This window comes from Streptomyces albofaciens JCM 4342 (assembly GCF_008634025.1).
GTDB lineage: Bacteria > Actinomycetota > Actinomycetes > Streptomycetales > Streptomycetaceae > Streptomyces > Streptomyces albofaciens.
The window spans coordinates 707,937-727,114 of sequence record NZ_PDCM01000001.1 but is presented as its reverse complement, the minus strand read 5'-3'; the positions used below and the strand labels follow the sequence as shown (position 1 = coordinate 727,114).

Genomic DNA, 19,178 nt, shown 5'->3' with positions numbered 1-19,178 from the left:
GGCTCAATCTTCTCTCGGTCTCGATGTGGGTAGCGACTACCAGCGGTAGTGCGCGAAGGCCTTGTTGGACTCGGCCATCTTGTGCGTGTCCTCGCGCTTCTTGACCGAAGCACCGAGGCCGTTCGAGGCGTCCAGCAGCTCGTTCATGAGGCGCTCGGTCATGGTCTTCTCACGACGGGCGCGGGAGTAGCCCACGAGCCAGCGCAGCGAGAGCGTGGCGGCACGGCCGGGCTTGACCTCGACGGGGACCTGGTAGGTCGCGCCACCGACACGGCGGGACTTGACCTCAAGGGTCGGCTTGATGTTCTCCAGCGCGCGCTTCAGCGTGATGACCGGGTCGTTGCCGGTCTTCTCACGCAGACCCTCCATGGCGCCGTAGACGATGCGCTCGGCGGTGGAGCGCTTGCCGTTCAGCAGCACCTTGTTGATGAGGGAGGTCACCAGAGGAGAGCCGTAGACCGGGTCGATGATGACCGGGCGCTTCGGGGCGGGGCCCTTACGAGGCATTCTTACTTCTCCTTCTTGGCGCCGTAGCGGCTGCGAGCCTGCTTGCGGTTCTTGACGCCCTGCGTGTCGAGGGAGCCGCGGATGATCTTGTACCGAACACCCGGCAGGTCCTTCACACGGCCGCCGCGCACGAGCACGATCGAGTGCTCCTGCAGGTTGTGGCCCTCACCCGGAATGTAAGCGGTGACCTCGATGCCGCTGGTCAGACGCACACGCGCGACCTTACGCAGGGCCGAGTTCGGCTTCTTCGGGGTGGTCGTGAAAACACGCGTGCAGACGCCGCGGCGCTGGGGCGAACCCTCCAGTGCGGGCGTCTTGTTCTTCTCGACCTTGTCCTGCCGGCCCTTGCGGACCAGCTGCTGGATCGTAGGCACCGTTTCTCCGGTTTCTGTGTGCCAGTCTCGGTAAAGCTAACCTGGAACAGCCCCCGACCCACGCGGTCGGGTGTGTCGAATACTGCAGACCCCTCGCTGGGACGAGGACGGCGGCAGATTGCGGTGTCGAGACCCGGCTTCCGTGCGGACGAGTGCACGCACGGCAGCCCGAGGACACCCCAGGCACAAGGTCAGAGCGTACCTACCGCATGGGCTGCGGTCAAAACAAATGCACACGCGAAGGACACGCCGGACTCCTCCGGCGCTGCGGCCACCGTAGTGCGATCAGGAGCCGTACGGAAGAAGGCTCCACCACCGCTCCGCGGGCCGATCGGGCCGCCGGATGGGCCATACGGGTGGGCCGGGGACCGTCCCGCCGGCTTGTACCACGCCGGCGCCGGCTTCGCGCGAGTGACGTTCTTCCTAGGCGCGTACCAGCACCGCCAGCATCATCATCAAGAGGAAGAACGCCCACCCGCCGATGCTCAGCCAGCCCATGACCAGCCCGGCGAGCGCCTGGCCGTCCCCGCGCTCCCCGGACCGGCGGATCTCGGCCCGCGCCTTGTGGCCCAGGATCACCGCGGGTATCCCGGTCAGGCCCCCCGTCGCCATGGTGAGGATGCCGCAGACCAGCGCGCCGGTCGCGGTGCCGTTCGTGGGCATCGGCGGCGGCATCGGCGCCGGCATGAAGGTCTGCGGCACCGCCGGAGGAGGCGCGAACTGCGCCTGCGGCACCGGGCCCTGCGGCAGGTCCGCGACCAGCATCTGCAGCTCGCCATGGGTCTGGGCCTGGTACGCGCGGCCGATCCGCTGCTCGTACTCGTGCTGCGGAAGCCGGCCCTCGGCGAACCCGGCCTTCAGCACGTCGACCGCACGCTCACGGTCGGCGTGCGAGGCGCGCATCGTCGGCGCCTGTCCCGGCACCTGGGCCGGCGGCTGGCCGCCTTGCCACTTCGCCGGCTGCCCGCCCTGCCACGGCTGGTACGCCACTGGAGCACCTCCCCCATATTGAGCAGTACACCCATCATTCAGTACGCACCAGGAGATCGCACGGTTCCCCCGGACGAATCCGCGCGGCGCGCCGGCCCGCCGTCCGGCCATGGTGCGCGGGGCGGGAACGCCGCAGGGCGGCCACCCCCGGAGGGATGACCGCCCTGCCGCTACAGCGCGTGTCCGGTGAGCCGGCCGCGGCCTGCGGGACTTACTGGTTGTACGGACCGTAGTCGTAGTCCTCCAGCGGGACCGCCTGGCCGGAGCCGGTGCCGAAGGGCGAGTAGTCGATGTCGTCGTAACCGACGGCCGAGTACATCGCGGCCTTGGCCTCCTCGGTGGGCTCCACCCGGATGTTGCGGTAACGGGACAGGCCCGTACCGGCCGGGATGAGCTTACCGATGATGACGTTCTCCTTGAGGCCGATCAGGGAGTCCGACTTGGCGTTGATCGCCGCGTCGGTGAGCACCCGGGTCGTCTCCTGGAAGGACGCCGCCGACAGCCAGGACTCGGTGGCCAGCGAAGCCTTGGTGATACCCATCAGCTGCGGACGGCCGGAGGCCGGGTGGCCGCCTTCCTGGACCACACGACGGTTCTCGCTCTCGAACTTCGTACGCTCCACCAGCTCGCCCGGCAGCAGCTCCGCGTCGCCGGACTCGATGATCGTCACACGGCGCAGCATCTGCCGGATGATGATCTCGATGTGCTTGTCGTGGATCGCCACGCCCTGGTTGTTGTAGACCTTCTGGACCTCGCCGACCAGGTGGACCTGGACGGCCCGCTGGCCCAGGATGCGCAGCACGTCGTGCGGGTTGACGGCACCCACGGTCAGCGGCTGGCCGACCTCGACGTGGTCACCCTCGCCCACCAGCAGACGGGCACGCTTGGAGACGCCGTAAGCCGTCTCGTCGCTGCCGTCGTCCGGCGTGACGATGACCTTCTTGGTCTTCTCGGTCTCCTCGATCCGCACGCGGCCGGCGGCCTCGGAGATCGGGGCGACACCCTTGGGCGTACGGGCCTCGAAGAGCTCGACGACACGCGGCAGACCCAGGGTGATGTCGTCACCGGCCACACCACCGGTGTGGAAGGTACGCATCGTCAGCTGGGTACCGGGCTCACCGATGGACTGGGCGGCGATGATGCCGACCGCCTCACCGATGTCGACCAGCTTGCCGGTGGCCAGCGAGCGGCCGTAGCAGAAGGCGCAGGTGCCGACCGCGGACTCACAGGTCAGGACCGAGCGGGTCTTGACCTCCTCCACGCCGTGCGCGATCAGCTGGTCGATGAGCACGTCACCGAGGTCGACGTTGGCCGACGCGACGACCTTGCCGTCCACCACGACGTCCTCGGCCAGCATCCGCGCGTACACGGAGGACTCGACGTCGTCCGCCTTGCGCAGCACGCCGGAGGCGTCCTTGCTGGCGATCCGCAGCTTGAGGCCGCGCTCGGTGCCGCAGTCCTCCTCGCGGATGATGACGTCCTGGGAGACGTCCACGAGACGACGGGTGAGGTAACCCGAGTCGGCGGTACGCAGCGCGGTGTCCGCGAGACCCTTACGGGCACCGTGGGTGGAGATGAAGTACTCCAGCACGGACAGACCCTCACGGAACGACGCCTTGATCGGACGCGGGATGGTCTCGTTCTTCGCGTTCGACACCAGACCACGCATACCGGCGATCTGCCGCATCTGCATCATGTTTCCTCGGGCACCCGAGTCAACCATCATGAAGATGGGGTTCGTCTTGGGGAAGTTGTCGTTCATCGCCTCGGCGACCTCGTTGGTCGCCTTGGTCCAGATGTTGATCAGTTCCTGAGTGCGCTCGTCCTTGGTGATCAGACCGCGCTCGTACTGCTTCTGGACCTTCTCGTCCTGGGCCTCGTAGCCCGCGACGATGGACTTCTTGGCTTCCGGCACGACGATGTCGGAGACCGCGACGGTGACACCGGAACGGGTCGCCCAGTGGAAACCGGCCGCCTTCAGGTTGTCCAGCGTCGCCGCCACGACGACCTTCGGGTAGCGCTCGGCCAGGTCGTTGACGATCGCGGAGAGCTGCTTCTTGCCCACCGAGTAGTCGACGAACGGGTAGTCCTCGGGCAGCAGCTCGTTGAAGAGCGCGCGGCCCAGGGTCGTCCGCAGCCGGAAGCTGTCACCCTGCTGCCACTCCGGCTCGCCCTCCTCCTGCGCCGGCGGGGTCCAGCCGCGCGGCGGGACGGTGCCGATCGGGAAGCGGATGTCGACCTTCGCCTGGAGCGACAGCTCCCGGTTGTCGAAGGCCATGATCGCCTCGGCGACCGAGCCGAAGGACCGGCCCTCACCGATGACCTCGCGCTCCGCCTCGTCGGTGGTGAGGAAGAACAGGCCCAGCACCATGTCCTGGGTCGGCATGGTGACCGGACGGCCGTCGGCCGGCTTGAGGATGTTGTTCGAGGACAGCATCAGGATGCGGGCCTCGGCCTGCGCCTCCGCGGACAGCGGCAGGTGCACGGCCATCTGGTCACCGTCGAAGTCCGCGTTGAACGCGGTGCACACGAGCGGGTGAATCTGAATGGCCTTGCCCTCGACCAGCTGCGGCTCGAAGGCCTGGATGCCGAGGCGGTGCAGCGTGGGCGCACGGTTCAGCAGAACCGGGTGCTCCGCGATGACCTCTTCGAGGACGTCGTAGACGACCGTGCGGCCGCGCTCGACCATCCGCTTGGCGCTCTTGATGTTCTGCGCGTGGTTCAGGTCGACCAGGCGCTTCATCACGAACGGCTTGAAGAGCTCCAGCGCCATGGCCTTCGGCAGGCCGCACTGGTGCAGCTTCAGCTGCGGACCGACGACGATCACGGAACGCGCGGAGTAGTCCACACGCTTGCCGAGCAGGTTCTGACGGAACCGGCCCTGCTTGCCCTTGAGCATGTCGGACAGCGACTTCAGCGGACGGTTGCCGGGGCCCGTGACCGGGCGGCCGCGGCGGCCGTTGTCGAAGAGCGCGTCGACGGCCTCCTGGAGCATGCGCTTCTCGTTGTTCACGATGATCTCGGGCGCGCCGAGGTCGAGAAGCCGCTTCAGGCGGTTGTTGCGGTTGATCACACGGCGGTACAGGTCGTTCAGGTCGGAGGTCGCGAAGCGGCCACCGTCCAGCTGCACCATCGGACGCAGGTCCGGCGGGATGACCGGGATGCAGTCCAGCACCATGCCGTTGGGGCTGTTGCGGGTCTGCAGGAACGCGGAGACGACCTTCAGGCGCTTGAGCGCGCGGGTCTTCTTCTGGCCCTTGCCGGTACGGATGATCTCGCGGAGCTTCTCAGCCTCTTCGTCGAGGTCGAAGGACTCCAGGCGCTTCTGCAGCGCGGCCGCGCCCATGCCGCCCATGAAGTACGTGCCGAAGCGGTCACGCAGCTCGCGGTAGAGCAGCTCGTCGCCCTCCAGGTCCTGGACCTTGAGGTTCTTGAAGCGGCTCCACACCTCGTCGAGGCGGTCGATCTCGCGCTGCGCGCGGTCGCGCAGCTGCTTCATCTCACGCTCGGCACCCTCGCGCACCTTGCGGCGCACGTCGGCCTTGGCGCCCTCGGCCTCCAGCTCGGCGAGGTCGGTCTCCAGCTTCTTGGCGCGGGCCTCCAGGTCCGCGTCGCGGCGCTGCTCGATCTGCTGGCGCTCGACGGAGACGTGCGCCTCCAGCGAGGGCAGGTCGCGCGTACGGCGCTCCTCGTCCACCCACGTGATCATGTAGGCGGCGAAGTAGATGACCTTCTCCAGGTCCTTCGGGGCGAGGTCGAGCAGGTAGCCCAGCCGCGACGGAACGCCCTTGAAGTACCAGATGTGCGTGACCGGGGCGGCCAGCTCGATGTGGCCCATCCGCTCACGGCGCACCTTGGCGCGAGTGACCTCGACGCCGCAGCGCTCACAGATGATGCCCTTGAAGCGGACACGCTTGTACTTGCCGCAGTAGCACTCCCAGTCCCGGGTGGGGCCGAAGATCTTCTCGCAGAAGAGGCCGTCCTTCTCGGGCTTGAGGGTGCGGTAGTTGATGGTCTCCGGCTTCTTGACCTCGCCGTGGGACCACTGTCGGATGTCGTCCGCGGTCGCCAGGCCGATCCGCAGCTCGTCGAAGAAGTTGACGTCGAGCACTGTCGTCAATCCCTCTTTCAGGGTCGAGTCTCAATCATGGTCTGAGGGGGTCCGGGGTGGGGCCGGGACCTCGCTGGGAGGTCCCGGCCAGACCCGTCAGACCTCTTCGACGCTGCTCGGCTCGCGCCGGGACAGGTCGATGCCGAGCTCCTCCGCGGCGCGGAAGACATCCTCGTCCGTGTCGCGCATCTCGATGGACATGCCGTCCGAGGACAGCACCTCCACGTTGAGGCACAGCGACTGCATTTCCTTGATGAGGACCTTGAAGGACTCGGGAATGCCGGGCTCGGGGATGTTCTCGCCCTTGACGATGGCCTCGTAGACCTTCACGCGGCCGGTCACGTCGTCGGACTTGATGGTCAGCAGTTCCTGGAGGGCGTACGCGGCGCCGTAAGCCTCCAGCGCCCACACCTCCATCTCACCGAAGCGCTGGCCACCGAACTGGGCCTTACCACCCAGCGGCTGCTGGGTGATCATCGAGTACGGGCCGGTCGAGCGGGCGTGCAGCTTGTCGTCGACCAGGTGGTGGAGCTTCAGGATGTACATGTACCCGACCGAGATCGGGTCCGGGAACGGCTCACCGGAACGGCCGTCGAACATCCGGGCCTTGCCGGAGTTCTTGACCATCCGCTCGCCGTCGCGGTTGGGGAGCGTCGCGTCGAACAGACCGGCGAGCTCGTCCTCGCGCGCACCGTCGAAGACCGGGGTCGCGACGTTGGTGCGCGGCGCGACGTCGTCGGCGCCGATCGCCTGGAGGCGCTTCTGCCAGTCCTCGTCGCCCTCGACCTTCCAGCCCTGGCTGGCGAGCCAGCCGAGGTGGATCTCCAGGACCTGTCCCGGGTTCATTCGGGACGGGACACCCAGCGGGTTGAGGATGATGTCGACCGGGGTGCCGTCCTCCAGGAACGGCATGTCCTCGACCGGCAGGATCTTGGAGATGACGCCCTTGTTGCCGTGGCGGCCGGCGAGCTTGTCACCGTCGGTGATCTTGCGCTTCTGCGCCACGTAGACGCGGACCAGCTGGTTCACGCCCGGGGGCAGCTCGTCGCCCTCCTCGCGGTCGAAGACGCGGACGCCGATGACCTTGCCGATCTCGCCGTGCGGGACCTTCAGCGAGGTGTCACGGACCTCACGGGCCTTCTCACCGAAGATCGCGCGCAGCAGGCGCTCCTCGGGGGTCAGCTCGGTCTCACCCTTGGGCGTGACCTTGCCGACGAGGATGTCGCCGGCGACGACCTCGGCACCGATCCGGATGATGCCGCGCTCGTCGAGGTCCGAGAGGACCTCCTCGGAGACGTTCGGGATGTCCCGGGTGATCTCCTCGGGGCCGAGCTTGGTGTCCCGGGCGTCGACCTCGTGCTCCTCGATGTGGATCGAGGACAGGACGTCGTCCTGCACGAGGCGCTGCGACAGGATGATCGCGTCCTCGTAGTTGTGGCCCTCCCACGGCATGAACGCCACGAGGAGGTTCTTGCCGAGCGCCATCTCGCCCTGGTCCGTGGACGGACCGTCGGCGAGCACCTGGCCCACGACCACACGGGCGCCCTCGTCCACGACGACCTTCTGGTTGAAGGAGGTGCCCTGGTTCGAGCGGGTGAACTTGGCGACGCGGTACGTGGTGTACGTGCCGTCGTCGTTGGCGACGGTGATGTAGTCCGCGGAGACCTCCTGGACCACACCGTCCTTCTCCGCCTTGATGACGTCGCCGGCGTCGACCGCGCAGCGGTACTCCATGCCGGTGCCGACCAGCGGGGCCTCCGCCTTGATCAGCGGCACGGCCTGGCGCATCATGTTCGATCCCATGAGCGCGCGGTTGGCGTCGTCGTGCTCCAGGAAGGGGATCATGGCGGTCGCGGCCGACACCATCTGGCGCGGCGAGACGTCCATGTAGTCCACGTCCTCGCGGGCGGCGAGGTCGACCTCACCACCGCGGCGGCGGCACATCACACGGCCCTCGGCGAACTGCATGTCCTCGGTGAGGGGCGCGTTCGCCTGGGCGATCAGGAAGCGGTCTTCCTCGTCGGCGGTCAGGTAGTCGACCTGCTCGGTGACCCGGCCGTCGACGACCTTGCGGTACGGCGTCTCGATGAAGCCGAAGACGTTGACCCGGCCGTACGAGGCGAGCGAACCGATCAGACCGATGTTCGGGCCTTCGGGCGTCTCGATCGGGCACATGCGGCCGTAGTGCGAGGGGTGCACGTCACGGACGTCCAGGCCGGCCCGCTCACGGGAGAGACCACCGGGGCCCAGCGCCGACAGACGGCGCTTGTGGGTCAGGCCCGACAGCGGGTTGGTCTGGTCCATGAACTGGGACAGCTGGCTGGTGCCGAAGAACTCCTTGATGGAGGCGACGACCGGCCGGATGTTGATCAGGGTCTGCGGCGTGATCGCCTCGACGTCCTGGGTGGTCATGCGCTCGCGCACGACGCGCTCCATACGGGCGAGACCCGTACGGACCTGGTTCTGGATCAGCTCGCCGACGTTGCGCAGACGGCGGTTGCCGAAGTGGTCGATGTCGTCGGTCTCGACGACGATCTCCGTGCCGTTCTCGCCGATCGTCTCGGTCTCGCCCGCGTGGAGCTTCACCAGGTACTTGATCGTGGCGATGATGTCGTCGGTGGTCAGCACACCCGCGTCGAGCGGCTCGTCCCCGCCGAGCTTCTTGTTGACCTTGTAGCGGCCGACCTTCGCCAGGTCGTAGCGCTTGGGGTTGAAGTAGAGGTTCTCCAGCAGCGTCTGCGCGGCCTCGCGCGTCGGCGGCTCGCCCGGACGCAGCTTGCGGTAGATGTCGAGCAGCGCGTCGTCCTGGCCCTGGGTGTGATCCTTCTCCAGGGTGGCGCGCATGGACTCGTACTCGCCGAACTCCTCCAGGATCTGCTCGGTCGTCCAGCCGAGGGCCTTGAGGAGGACGGTCACGGACTGCTTGCGCTTGCGGTCGATGCGCACGCCGACCATGTCGCGCTTGTCGATCTCCATCTCCAGCCAGGCACCCCGGGACGGGATGATCTTGGCGGTGAAGATGTCCTTGTCGGACGTCTTGTCGATCTGGCTGTCGAAGTAGACGCCCGGCGAGCGGACCAGCTGCGAGACGACGACACGCTCGGTGCCGTTGATGCAGAAGGTGCCCTTGTTGGTCATGAGCGGGAAGTCGCCCATGAAGACCGTCTGGGACTTGATCTCCCCGGTCTCGTTGTTGGTGAACTCAGCCGTGACGAAGAGCGGGGCCGCGTACGTGAAGTCGCGCTCCTTGCACTCGTCGATGGAGTTCTTCGGGGGCTCGAATCGGTGGTCGCGGAACGTCAGCGACATCGACCCGGAGAAGTCCTCGATCGGGGAGATCTCTTCGAAGATCTCCTCCAGACCGGACTTGGTGGGGACGTCCTGACCACTTTCCAGCGCAGCCTCGACGCGACCCTTCCATGCGGCATTGCCGAGCAGCCAGTCGAAGCTTTCGGTCTGCAGCGCAAGGAGGTTCGGAACCCCGAGGGGCTCCTTGATCTTCGCAAAAGAGATGCGCAGCGGGGCGGTGCTGTCGCCGTTGTTCGTATTGGCAGTCGAGGCGTTGCGCGAGGCGGCCAAGAGGGGGTCCTTCCGAGGGCTCGGACTCACTACGCGCGTACCGGTCCCGGACCGAACACAGCCGGAGGAAAGGCCCAGGTCAGGGCGGTTCGGTCGGCATTGCTCGGGCTCGGGTATGCCCCTGGTGACGGGCAGGGAGCAGCTAACAGGCAGCGCAAAGGGTCAGTGTAGCCACTCGGCACACTGATGTCCAGAGCGAGTTTCCGGAGACCGGTCCAGCACTGTGATACCGATCTTCTCCCTCCGGGAGGCGGCACCCTCCGTGACGGAGGTACCCCTCTTTGTTCTTCTCAACGCCCAACGTCTCATGCCTGCCGCAAGCCATGCGCCAAGAGGCGCACTCCGATGCTTCCCTCTTCGCCGGCGATCCATGCCTCGAACCCGGATCGCTTCTGGCGTCGCGTCCTGAGAATTGCGCGCTGCGTGCGGTTCGTCAAGGCCCCCCACCCGCTGGAAGATCGTCACGGGGCGCGGAGCCGCGGGGCAACGAAGATCACCATACTCGCACGGAAGGGCGGGTCCGCGCAGCCGCGGCCCGAACGCCCGAAGGCGACCACCCGCATGGGTGATCGCCTTCAGGTGTGTGAAGAGTCGGCAGACTCGTCAGGTCACTTGACCTCGACGGAGGCGCCGGCGCCCTTGAGGGCCTCGGCGGCCTTGTCCGCGGCGTCCTTGGCGACCTTCTCGAGGACCGGCTTCGGGGTGCCGTCGACGAGGTCCTTGGCCTCCTTCAGACCCAGCGAGGTCAGCTCACGCACGACCTTGATGACCTGGATCTTCTTGTCGCCCGCACCGGTCAGGATGACGTCGAACTCGTCCTGCTCCTCGGCGGCGGCGGCCTCGCCACCACCCTGGCCCGGGGCGGCAACGGCGACGGCGGCCGGAGCGGCAGCCTCGACCTCGAACTTCTCCTCGAACGCCTTCACGAACCCGGAGAGCTCGATGAGGGTCATGTCCTCGAACTGGGCGAGCAGTTCTTCCTGGGTGAGCTTCGCCATGATGGCGGTCCTTCCACTAAATCGGCTGGTGCCGGATGTACATTGCGGCGGGCGTGCTGAGCAGACGTGCCCGCAGGACTGCGGAGTGGTTACTCCGCGGCCTCGGCGGGAGCCGGCTCACCGGCACCGCCCTGCTCGACCTTGCTGCGAAGAGCTTCCGCGGTGCGGACCATCTTCGTGAGCGGGGCCTGGAAGGTCGCCGCGGCCTTGGCCATGGACGCCTTCATGCCACCCGCCAGCTTGGCGAGCAGAACCTCGCGGGACTCAAGGTCCGCAAGCTTCTTGATCTCGTCGGCGGACAGCGCCTTGCCTTCAAGGACACCGCCCTTGATGACGAGAGAGGGGTTCTCCTTGGCGAAGTCACGAAGACCCTTCGCCGCCTGGACCGGGTCACCGGTCACGAAGGCGACCGCCGTCGAGCCCTTGAGGTGCTCGTCCAGCGTGATCCCGGCCTCATTGGCCGCAATCTTGGTCAGCGTGTTCTTCACCACACGGTACTGAGCGTTGTCACCGAGCGAACGGCGCAGCTCCTTGAGCTGAGCGACGGACAGTCCGGTGTACGCGGTCACAACAGCGGCGTTGGAGTTACGGAGCTTCTCCGTGATCTCCTCGACGGCTGCGACCTTGTCGGGCCTCGCCATGAGCCTCGGCCTCCTTCCGGGTGATGAGGACCGCGCAGAAGGGGCTGGGCAAAACAAACGCCCCGGCGCAAGCGCACGGGGCATGGCTCAACCGGGAGAAACGGAGTTCTTCCGGGAGATCTTCCTCGTCCACCTGCGCAGGCCGTCCGCAGCTAGCGGATCCTTCGGTTCCGTACGCCCATACAGGCGCGCGGAGACAACCAGCGGTCTTTGGCTTCCTCGCTACGGTACGCGAACGGCCCAGGCGCAGGCAAATCCGTCCCCGGGCACGGCAGCGCGCGGCGCGCCGGGCCCGGGAACGGCGGTTCTCGGCGGCGTCAGCCCGCCAGGCCGCCGCCCATGGCACCGGCCGCGTCGGTGACCTGCGAGGCCGGCGGCTCCTCGACGGAGACCTTGGTGCCGTAGTCCGAGTAGAAGACGGTGCTCTCGAAGCCGCCCTGGTTGTTCTGCATCTTCTCGGTCTTCTTGACGAGCAGGTCGTCGGGGCCGATCCACAGGTCGATGGTCTCGTTCTTCGTGCCGCTCTTCCTGAGCGACTCCTCCATCGACTTCATGTCCTTCTCGCTGAAGTCCTTGGACGCCTGCATGCGGGTCAGCTCGGCCACGTCGAAGGTGGCGGTGTAGTGGGTCGCCTTGACGCCGCGCACGTCCTCCGTACCGACCTTCTCGGCCTTGCCCGTGGCGAGAACCAGGCCCACGGACCGCGACGGGTTGTTGTTCTGCATCTGGTCCTTGAGCAGCGCGAACACCGGGCTCTTCTTGGCCATGGCGTTGTAGTCGTACTTCATCCAGGGCTTGCCGCCGAGCCCGAGGTTGAGGTACATCGCCTCGGGCGTGTACAGGGCCTTCATGGGCTTGCCGCCGCCCAGGCCGCCCTGGCCGGTCGTCTCGACGTTCATCCGCATGCCCTGGGACCAGTCCATCGCGCCCTTCATGGACTGGGTGGTCTGCCCCGTCTTGGTCGTGCTCTCGACCTTGGCCGACTTCTCCGAGCCGGTCTTCTCGGACGCCGTCCGCAGGGCCGCGGCGGCGGCCTGGACCGGCGAGCCGCCGCCCGCCTTGTTGCCGCCGTCCTTGCCGCCGCAGGCGGTCAGTCCGGCCAGCATGACGACGCCGGCGGCCGCGGCCGCGGTGATCCGCGCAGTACGCACTGTGCTCTCCCCGTTGTAGATCAGCTTTACGACTGCGAGTGAGCGTAGTGCAGGGGGCTGACAGCGCCCGCCGCCGGGCCCGCGGGCGTCCCAAACGCCCGGTGACACCCCGTACGCCCGGCGACGCCCCGTACGGGCCCGGTGTCCGCGCCACGGCCGCCCCACGCCGTCGCACACCGCCCCGGCCGTCCGCCGCCGCCCGGACATGCGTCGGGCCCCGCACCTCGGTGAGGTACGGGGCCCGACGTACGCGTACGCGCGGCGTCGTCAGTGTCAGACGGCGGCCGGGTCCTCCTCGGTGAGGAGGTTGCGGGTGCGGTTGGCGTCGACCTGGACACCGGGGCCCATCGTGGTGGTGATGGTGGCCTTCTTGATGTACCGGCCCTTGGCGGCGGACGGCTTGAGACGGTTGATCTCTTCCAGCGCCGCGGCGTAGTTCTCCACCAGCTTGGTGTCGTCGAAGGACACCTTGCCGATGATGAAGTGGAGGTTCGCGTGCTTGTCCACGCGGAACTCGATCTTGCCGCCCTTGATGTCGGTGACAGCCTTGGCGACATCCGGGGTGACGGTGCCGGTCTTCGGGTTCGGCATCAGACCACGGGGACCGAGCACGCGGCCGAGGCGGCCGACCTTGCCCATGAGGTCCGGCGTGGCGACGACGGCGTCGAAGTCCAGACGGCCCTTGGAGACCTCGTCGATCAGTTCGTCGGAGCCGACGATGTCGGCGCCCGCGGCTTCCGCGGCCGCAGCACGGTCGCCGGTCGCGAAGACCAGGACCCGGGCGGTCTTACCGGTGCCGTGCGGAAGGTTCACGGTGCCACGGACCATCTGGTCGGCCTTGCGCGGGTCGACACCCAGACGCATGGCGACCTCGACGGTCGCGTCGAACTTGGCCGTGGAGGTCTCCTTGGCCAGACGGACGGCCTCGAGCGGGGCGTACAGACGCTCCCGGTCGACCTTCGCGTCCGCGTTGCGAAGATTCTTGCTGCGCTTCACTGCTGCTCCTGAATGATGGCGATGGAGTCGTGGTGCGGGCCAGCGCCTGGCCCTGCCACGTGCCCCTGGCTGCGGCGGGTGCCGCGGGGCGGGTGCGGGGTGGCTGTCAGCCCTCGACCGTGATGCCCATGGAACGGGCGGTGCCGGCGATGATCTTCGACGCGGCGTCCAGGTCGTTGGCGTTCAGGTCGGGCATCTTGGTGGTGGCGATCTCGCGAACCTGGTCGGCCGTGATCTTGGCGACCTTGTTCTTGTGCGGCTCGCCGGAGCCCTTCTCCACGCCCGCGGCCTTCAGGATCATCTTCGAGGCCGGCGGGGTCTTGGTGATGAAGGTGAAGGAACGGTCCTCGTAGACCGTGATCTCCACCGGGATGACCCAGCCGCGCTGCGACTCGGTCGCGGCGTTGTAGGCCTTGCAGAACTCCATGATGTTGACGCCGTGCTGACCCAGCGCGGGGCCGACCGGCGGAGCCGGGTTCGCGGCACCGGCCTGGATCTGGAGCTTGATGAGCCCCGTGACCTTCTTCTTCTTGGGAGGCATGCTCTCTCCGGGTCCTAGTGAGAGGTTTTTCGCCAGTCCATCCGGTCATCCGGATGGAGGCATACCGCACCACGATAACGGGTATGGCAGTACGGCCAAAAACCGAGCAGGTCAGACGGTCCCCGGAGGGTCCGCCCGACCTGTTCGGAAGCTGGTGTCCTGAAGAGCGTCAGTTCTTCTGGATCTGGTCGAAGCTCAGCTCGACCGGGGTCTCGCGGCCGAAGATCTCGACGAGGCCCTTGACCTTCTTCGAGTCGGCGTTGATCTCGTTGATCGTGGCCTGGAGCGTGGCGAACGGGCCGTCGGTGACGGTGACCGAGTCGCCCACCTCGAAGTCCAGCACCTGGACCTCGACCTTGCGGGACGGGGCCGGCTTGCCCTCGGCCTCGGCGGCCTCCTTGGCGGCCTTCTCCTCGGCCTCCGGGGCGAGCATCTTGACGATCTCGTCCAGGGTGAGCGGGTACGGGTCGTAGGCGTTGCCCACGAAGCCGGTGACGCCCGGCGTGTTGCGCACGACGCCCCAGGACTCGTTCGTCAGGTCCATGCGCACGAGCACGTAACCCGGGAGCTTGTTCTGGCGGACGTTCTTGCGCTCGCCGTTCTTGATCTGGACGATCTCTTCCTCGGGGACCTCGGCCTGGTAGATGAAGTCCTCGACGTTGAGCGAGACGGCGCGCTGCTCCAGGTTGGCCTTCACGCGCTTCTCGTAGCCCGCGTAGGTGTGGATCACGTACCACTCGCCCGGCAGGGTGCGCAGCTCCTCGCGCAGCGCGGCGATCGGGTCGGCCGGCTCGTCCTCGCCCTCGGCCGCCGCGTCCTCGGCGGTCTCGGCACCCTCGGCGGCGTCCTCGTCCTCGGCGGTGACCGCGGCCTCCTCGGCGGCCTCGCCCGCCTCGGCCTCCTCGGTGTCGAGCTCGTCGGCCGCGTCGGCGCCCTCGACGATCTCGCGGGCGGCCTCTTCGCCGGCGCTCGCCGCAGCGTCGCCCTCGACCTCGGCCGAGGCAGCCGCGTCAACGTCGGCCGCTGCCGTCTCGACGGAGTCGGCGGCGTCGTTCAGGTTCGGGTCAGACACGGTGGCTGCTTCTTCCTGGCTTCAAGGGGTTGAACATGCAAAGGGGCGCCCGCAAAGGCGCCCTTCGCGGGATCAGCCGAAGACGTACTTGACGGCCTGGTTGAATCCCAAGTCAATCACGGTTACGAGACCGATGACGATGACGACGAAGATGATCACCACAGTGGTGTACGTCGAAAGCTGGCCCCGCGTGGGCCAGACGACCTTGCGGAGCTCCGCGATGATCTGCCGGTAGAAGAGCGCCAGCCGGGCGAAGGGGCCCTTCTTGCCGCGCTTGCCGCCGCGACGGGGCTTCTTCGACTCCGAGGCCTCGCCTTCGGAACGACCGCGCTCAGGCATGTCGATGGAGCCCAGGGCGTCCGTCACTCGTCCTCACCTGAATCCGGGTCGTTGGCCGTGCCGCGCCCGGTAGAGCCGCACGGCGGTGCATTTCAGTACGTACGCGTGCACGCGACTCGGTGAAGAGTGCGTGTAGCAGGGCCGGAGGGACTTGAACCCCCAACCGCTGGTTTTGGAGACCAGTGCTCTACCAATTGAGCTACGACCCTTTGTGGTTCCCCCAACCTACCGCATCCCGACCACTGCACCAGGTGCGAGGTCGCCGACGGCCTGTTGGGAGCCAACGGTCAGCGAGTGTACGTGCTTCGCGGCCGGGCGTCGAACAGAAAGCCCCGAGGTGGCGCCTCCAAACCCGTGTGCCCGCCTCCCGGGCGGTCTGGGAACATGCAGTACATGAGCGCTACTCCTCCCGCACAGTCCCCCACCGACCGTCGGGTGTCGGCCCGCGTCGGGGCGATCTCCGAGTCCGCGACCCTCGCCGTGGACGCCAAGGCCAAGGCCCTCAAGGCCGCCGGGCGCCCGGTGATCGGCTTCGGCGCCGGCGAGCCCGACTTCCCCACGCCCGGCTACATCGTCGAGGCCGCCGTCGAGGCCTGCCGCGACCCGAAGTACCACCGGTACACCCCGGCCGGCGGCCTGCCCGAGCTGAAGGCCGCGATCGCCGCGAAGACGCTGCGCGACTCCGGGTACGAGGTCGAGGCGGCGAACGTTCTCGTCACCAACGGTGGCAAGCAGGCGATCTACGAGGCGTTCGCGGCGATCCTGGACCCGGGCGACGAGGTCATCGTGCCCGCCCCGTACTGGACCACCTACCCGGAGTCGATCCGGCTGGCGGGCGGCGTGCCGGTGGAGGTGGTGGCCGACGAGACCACCGGTTACCGGGTCTCCGTGGAGCAGCTGGAGGCGGCCCGTACGGACCGTACGAAGGTGCTGCTGTTCGTCTCGCCGTCCAACCCGACCGGCGCGGTCTACACCCGCGAGCAGGTCGAGGCGGTGGGCCGCTGGGCCGCCGAGCACGGTCTGTGGGTGCTCACCGACGAGATCTACGAGCACCTGGTCTACGGCGACGCGACGTTCTGCTCGCTGCCCGTGGTCGTGCCGGAGCTGCGCGAGAAGTGCATCATCGTCAACGGTGTGGCGAAGACGTACGCGATGACCGGCTGGCGGGTGGGCTGGGCCATCGGCCCGAAGGACGTGATCAAGGCCGCGGCGAACCTCCAGTCGCACGCCACCTCCAACGTCTCCAACGTGGCGCAGGCCGCGGCCATCGCGGCGGTCTCGGGCGACCTGACGGCCGTCGAGGAGATGAAGACCGCCTTCGACCGCCGCCGCCGGACGATGGTGCGGATGCTCAACGAGATCGACGGCGTGCTGTGCCCGGAGCCGGAGGGCGCGTTCTACGCGTACCCGTCGGTCAAGGGCCTGCTCGGCAAGGAGATCCGCGGCAAGCGCCCGCGGACCAGCGTGGAGCTGGCCGAGCTGATCCTGGAGGAGGCCGAGGTCGCGGTGGTCCCGGGCGAGGCGTTCGGCACACCGGGCTACCTGCGCCTGTCGTACGCGCTCGGCGACGAGGACCTGGTCGAGGGCATCACGCGCGTCCAGAACCTGCTGGCCGAGGCGAAGTAGCGCACGGCCGGACGCATGCGGGCCCCGGGGTTTCCCCGGGGCCCGCATCTGCTTTCGGGCGGGCGCTCGTTCGGGAAAGGGCCTACCGGCACGTCGGGCCCGTACGGCAAGATCCTGGGATGGAACGTGTACGCGATGTCCGGGCCCTGCCCAAGGCCCACCTGCACCTGCACTTCACCGGATCGATGCGGCCCGCGACCCTGCTGGACCTCGCCGACAAGTACGGCGTGCACCTGCCGGAGGCCCTGAAGGGCGGCGAGCCGCCGAAGCTGCGGGCGACGGACGAGCGCGGCTGGTTCCGCTTCCAGCGGCTGTACGACATCGCCCGGTCCTGTCTGCGCTCCCCCGAGGACATCCGGCGGCTGGTCCGCGAGACCGCCGAGGAGGACGTGCGGGACGGCTCCGGGTGGCTGGAGATCCAGGTCGACCCGACCTCGTACGCGCCGCGGCTGGGCGGGCTGATCCCCGCGCTGGAGATCATCCTGGACGCGGTGCGCGCCGCCTCCCGGGAGACCGGCCTCGGGATACGCGTCCTGGTGGCCGCGAACCGCATGAAGCACCCCCTGGACGCCCGTACGCTCGCCCGGCTCGCGGTCCGCTACGCCGACCAGGGCGTGATCGGTTTCGGCCTCTCCAACGACGAGCGGCGGGGCTTCGCGCGCGACTTCGACCGGGCCTTCGCCATCGCGCGCGACGGCGGGCTGCTGGCGGCGCCGCACGGCGGCGAGCTGTCCGGCCCGGCGAGCGTGCGGGACTGCCTGGACGACCTGCACGCGGCGCGGGTCGGCCACGGCGTACGCGCCGCGGAGGACCCGGCGCTGCTGCGGCGGCTGGCCGAGCGGGGCGTGACCTGCGAGGTCTGTCCGGCGTCGAACGTGGCCCTGGGTGTCTACGAGAAGCCCGAGGACGTGCCGCTGCGGACCTTCTACGACGCCGGCGTCCCGATGGCGCTGGGCGCCGACGACCCGCTGCTGTTCGGCTCCCGGCTGGCGGCCCAGTACGAGATCGCCCGCACCGCGCACGGCTTCTCGGACGCCGAACTGGCCGAGCTGGCCCGCCAGTCGATCCAGGGCTCGCGGGCGCCGGAGGACGTGCGGCGGAAGCTGCTGGCGGGGGTGGACGCCTGGCTGGGGGCGGACTGACGCGTCCTAAAGGGTGACGCCGACCGTCACCGGCTCGTTGACCAGGGTGATGCCGAAGGCCGCGCGGACGCCCTCGCGGACCTCCCGGGCCAGCGCGAGCAGGTCCTCGGTGGTGGCCCGGCCGCGGTTGGTCAGGGCGAGGGTGTGCTTGGTGGAGATGCGGGCCGGGCCGTCGCCGTAGCCCTTGGTGAAGCCCGCGCGGTCGATGAGCCAGGCGGCGGAGGTCTTCACGCGGCCCTCCCCCGCCGGGAAGGCGGGCGGCGTGACGTCCGCGCCGAGCCGCTCGTGGACGCGGGCGAGGAAGTCGGCGTGCTGCGCCTCGGTGAGGACGGGGTTGGTGAAGAAGGACCCCGCCGACCAGGTGTCGTGGTCCTCCGGGTCCAGGACCATGCCCTTGCCGGCCCGCAGCTTGAGCACGGTCTCGCGGGCGGTGGCGGCCGGCACCCGCTCGCCGGCCTCGACACCGAGGGTGCGCGCGGTCTCCGCGTACTTGATCGGCGCGGACAGCCCGCCCGCGTCCTCCAGGGCGAAGCGCACCCGCAGCACGACGAAGCGGTCGGGGTGCTCCTTGAAGCGGCTGTGCCGGTACGAGAACGCGCACTCGGCGTTCGAGAGAGTCACGGTCTCGCCCGCTATGCGGTCGTACGCAACCACTTCGGTGATCGTGGAGGACACTTCCTGTCCGTACGCGCCCACGTTCTGGATGGGCGTGGCACCGGCCGAGCCGGGGATGCCGGCCAGGCACTCGATGCCCGCGAGCCCGGCCCCGACCGTACGGGCCACCGCGTCGGACCAGTTCTCGCCCGCGGCCAGCGTCAGGTCGGTGCCGTCGAGGGCGAAGCCGCGGGTGGCGATGCGCAGCGCGGTGCCCTCGAAGCCCTTGTCGCCGATGACCAGGTTGCTGCCGCCGCCGATGACGAGCAGCGGTGTGCCGGAGGCGTCGGCCTCGCGGACGGCGGCGATCACTTCGTCGTCCGTGGTGGCGGTGAGCAGCCGGGTGGCCGGTCCGCCGAGACGGAAGGTGGTCAGCGGGGCGAGGGGCGCGTCGTGGAGTTCCTGCACGGGCTCAAGAGTACGGGGGCGGCCCCGGCACCCGGGCCGGGCCGCCCCC

The 19,178-nt window shown here is 68.4% G+C and carries 15 protein-coding genes and 1 tRNA gene; 2 read left to right on the top strand and 14 right to left on the bottom strand.

Features of this window, described 5'->3' with window-relative positions:
- Positions 1-36 precede the first annotated feature (36 nt).
- From rpsG to CP973_RS03355, 13 genes are all read right to left on the bottom strand, one after another.
- Positions 37-507, bottom strand: a complete 471-nt coding sequence (gene rpsG, locus CP973_RS03420) for a 30S ribosomal protein S7 (protein ID WP_004571813.1) — start codon at positions 505-507, stop codon at positions 37-39.
- 2 nt (positions 508-509) lie between these two features.
- Positions 510-881 carry a 30S ribosomal protein S12 gene (rpsL, locus tag CP973_RS03415; protein ID WP_003948652.1) on the bottom strand — a complete coding sequence of 124 codons (372 nt, stop codon included), beginning with the start codon at positions 879-881 and terminating at the stop codon, positions 510-512.
- Positions 882-1,304: 423 nt separating this feature from the next.
- Positions 1,305-1,784, bottom strand: a complete 480-nt coding sequence (locus CP973_RS03410) for a DUF1707 and DUF4190 domain-containing protein (RefSeq protein WP_150243083.1) — start codon at positions 1,782-1,784, stop codon at positions 1,305-1,307.
- 298 nt (positions 1,785-2,082) lie between these two features.
- A complete protein-coding gene (locus CP973_RS03405; RefSeq protein ID WP_150243081.1) occupies positions 2,083-5,982 on the bottom strand; it encodes a DNA-directed RNA polymerase subunit beta' in 3,900 nt (1,299 codons plus the stop codon).
- 96 nt (positions 5,983-6,078) lie between these two features.
- Complete coding sequence (rpoB, locus tag CP973_RS03400) at positions 6,079-9,561, bottom strand: DNA-directed RNA polymerase subunit beta (protein WP_150237430.1); 3,483 nt, start codon at positions 9,559-9,561, stop codon at positions 6,079-6,081.
- Between the two features lie 608 nt (positions 9,562-10,169).
- Positions 10,170-10,559 (bottom strand): 50S ribosomal protein L7/L12, encoded by a 390-nt coding sequence (gene rplL / locus CP973_RS03390; RefSeq protein ID WP_150237429.1) that lies wholly within the window; start codon positions 10,557-10,559, stop codon positions 10,170-10,172.
- Between the two features lie 89 nt (positions 10,560-10,648).
- The gene (gene rplJ / locus CP973_RS03385) at positions 10,649-11,200 is read right to left on the bottom strand and encodes a 50S ribosomal protein L10 (protein WP_150237428.1); all 552 of its coding nucleotides are present in this window, start codon (positions 11,198-11,200) and stop codon (positions 10,649-10,651) included.
- A 317-nt stretch (positions 11,201-11,517) separates the two neighbouring features.
- Positions 11,518-12,351 carry an SCO4651 family lipoprotein gene (locus tag CP973_RS03380; protein ID WP_150237427.1) on the bottom strand — a complete coding sequence of 278 codons (834 nt, stop codon included), beginning with the start codon at positions 12,349-12,351 and terminating at the stop codon, positions 11,518-11,520.
- Between the two features lie 273 nt (positions 12,352-12,624).
- Positions 12,625-13,347, bottom strand: a complete 723-nt coding sequence (gene rplA, locus CP973_RS03375; RefSeq protein WP_150237426.1) for a 50S ribosomal protein L1 — start codon at positions 13,345-13,347, stop codon at positions 12,625-12,627.
- Positions 13,348-13,453: 106 nt separating this feature from the next.
- Positions 13,454-13,888: a 50S ribosomal protein L11 gene (gene rplK / locus CP973_RS03370; RefSeq protein ID WP_004571802.1), complete on the bottom strand. Its 435-nt coding sequence runs from the start codon at positions 13,886-13,888 to the stop codon at positions 13,454-13,456.
- 169 nt (positions 13,889-14,057) lie between these two features.
- Positions 14,058-14,960, bottom strand: a complete 903-nt coding sequence (gene nusG, locus CP973_RS03365; protein ID WP_150237424.1) for a transcription termination/antitermination protein NusG — start codon at positions 14,958-14,960, stop codon at positions 14,058-14,060.
- A 72-nt stretch (positions 14,961-15,032) separates the two neighbouring features.
- On the bottom strand, positions 15,033-15,326 hold the full coding sequence (secE, locus tag CP973_RS03360) for a preprotein translocase subunit SecE (protein ID WP_150237423.1): 294 nt from the start codon (positions 15,324-15,326) through the stop codon (positions 15,033-15,035).
- Between the two features lie 109 nt (positions 15,327-15,435).
- Positions 15,436-15,508, bottom strand: a tRNA-Trp gene (locus CP973_RS03355).
- Between the two features lie 184 nt (positions 15,509-15,692).
- Here CP973_RS03355 and CP973_RS03350 point away from each other — a divergent pair.
- Positions 15,693-16,925 carry a pyridoxal phosphate-dependent aminotransferase gene (locus CP973_RS03350; protein ID WP_150237422.1) on the top strand — a complete coding sequence of 411 codons (1,233 nt, stop codon included), beginning with the start codon at positions 15,693-15,695 and terminating at the stop codon, positions 16,923-16,925.
- A gap of 119 nt (positions 16,926-17,044) precedes the next feature.
- Positions 17,045-18,067, top strand: a complete 1,023-nt coding sequence (locus CP973_RS03345) for an adenosine deaminase (RefSeq protein ID WP_150237421.1) — start codon at positions 17,045-17,047, stop codon at positions 18,065-18,067.
- Between the two features lie 6 nt (positions 18,068-18,073).
- On the opposite strand, the gene CP973_RS03340 is transcribed toward CP973_RS03345, so the two are convergent.
- Positions 18,074-19,129, bottom strand: coding sequence for a UDP-N-acetylmuramate dehydrogenase (locus CP973_RS03340; RefSeq protein WP_150237420.1), 1,056 nt, complete (start codon positions 19,127-19,129; stop codon positions 18,074-18,076).
- Positions 19,130-19,178: the final 49 nt, after the last annotated feature.

Excerpts from the sequence above, each read along its gene's own strand:
- rpsG (WP_004571813.1), bottom strand. The coding sequence starts at position 507 with ATGCCTCGTAAGGGCCCCGCCCCGAAGCGCCCGGTCATCATCGACCCG.
- CP973_RS03410 (WP_150243083.1), bottom strand. The coding sequence starts at position 1,784 with ATGCGCGCCTCGCACGCCGACCGTGAGCGTGCGGTCGACGTGCTGAAG.
- rplL (WP_150237429.1), bottom strand. The coding sequence starts at position 10,559 with ATGGCGAAGCTCACCCAGGAAGAACTGCTCGCCCAGTTCGAGGACATG.
- rplJ (WP_150237428.1), bottom strand. The coding sequence starts at position 11,200 with ATGGCGAGGCCCGACAAGGTCGCAGCCGTCGAGGAGATCACGGAGAAG.
- rplK (WP_004571802.1), bottom strand. The coding sequence starts at position 13,888 with ATGCCTCCCAAGAAGAAGAAGGTCACGGGGCTCATCAAGCTCCAGATC.
- CP973_RS03350 (WP_150237422.1), top strand. The coding sequence starts at position 15,693 with ATGAGCGCTACTCCTCCCGCACAGTCCCCCACCGACCGTCGGGTGTCG.
- CP973_RS03345 (WP_150237421.1), top strand. The coding sequence starts at position 17,045 with ATGGAACGTGTACGCGATGTCCGGGCCCTGCCCAAGGCCCACCTGCAC.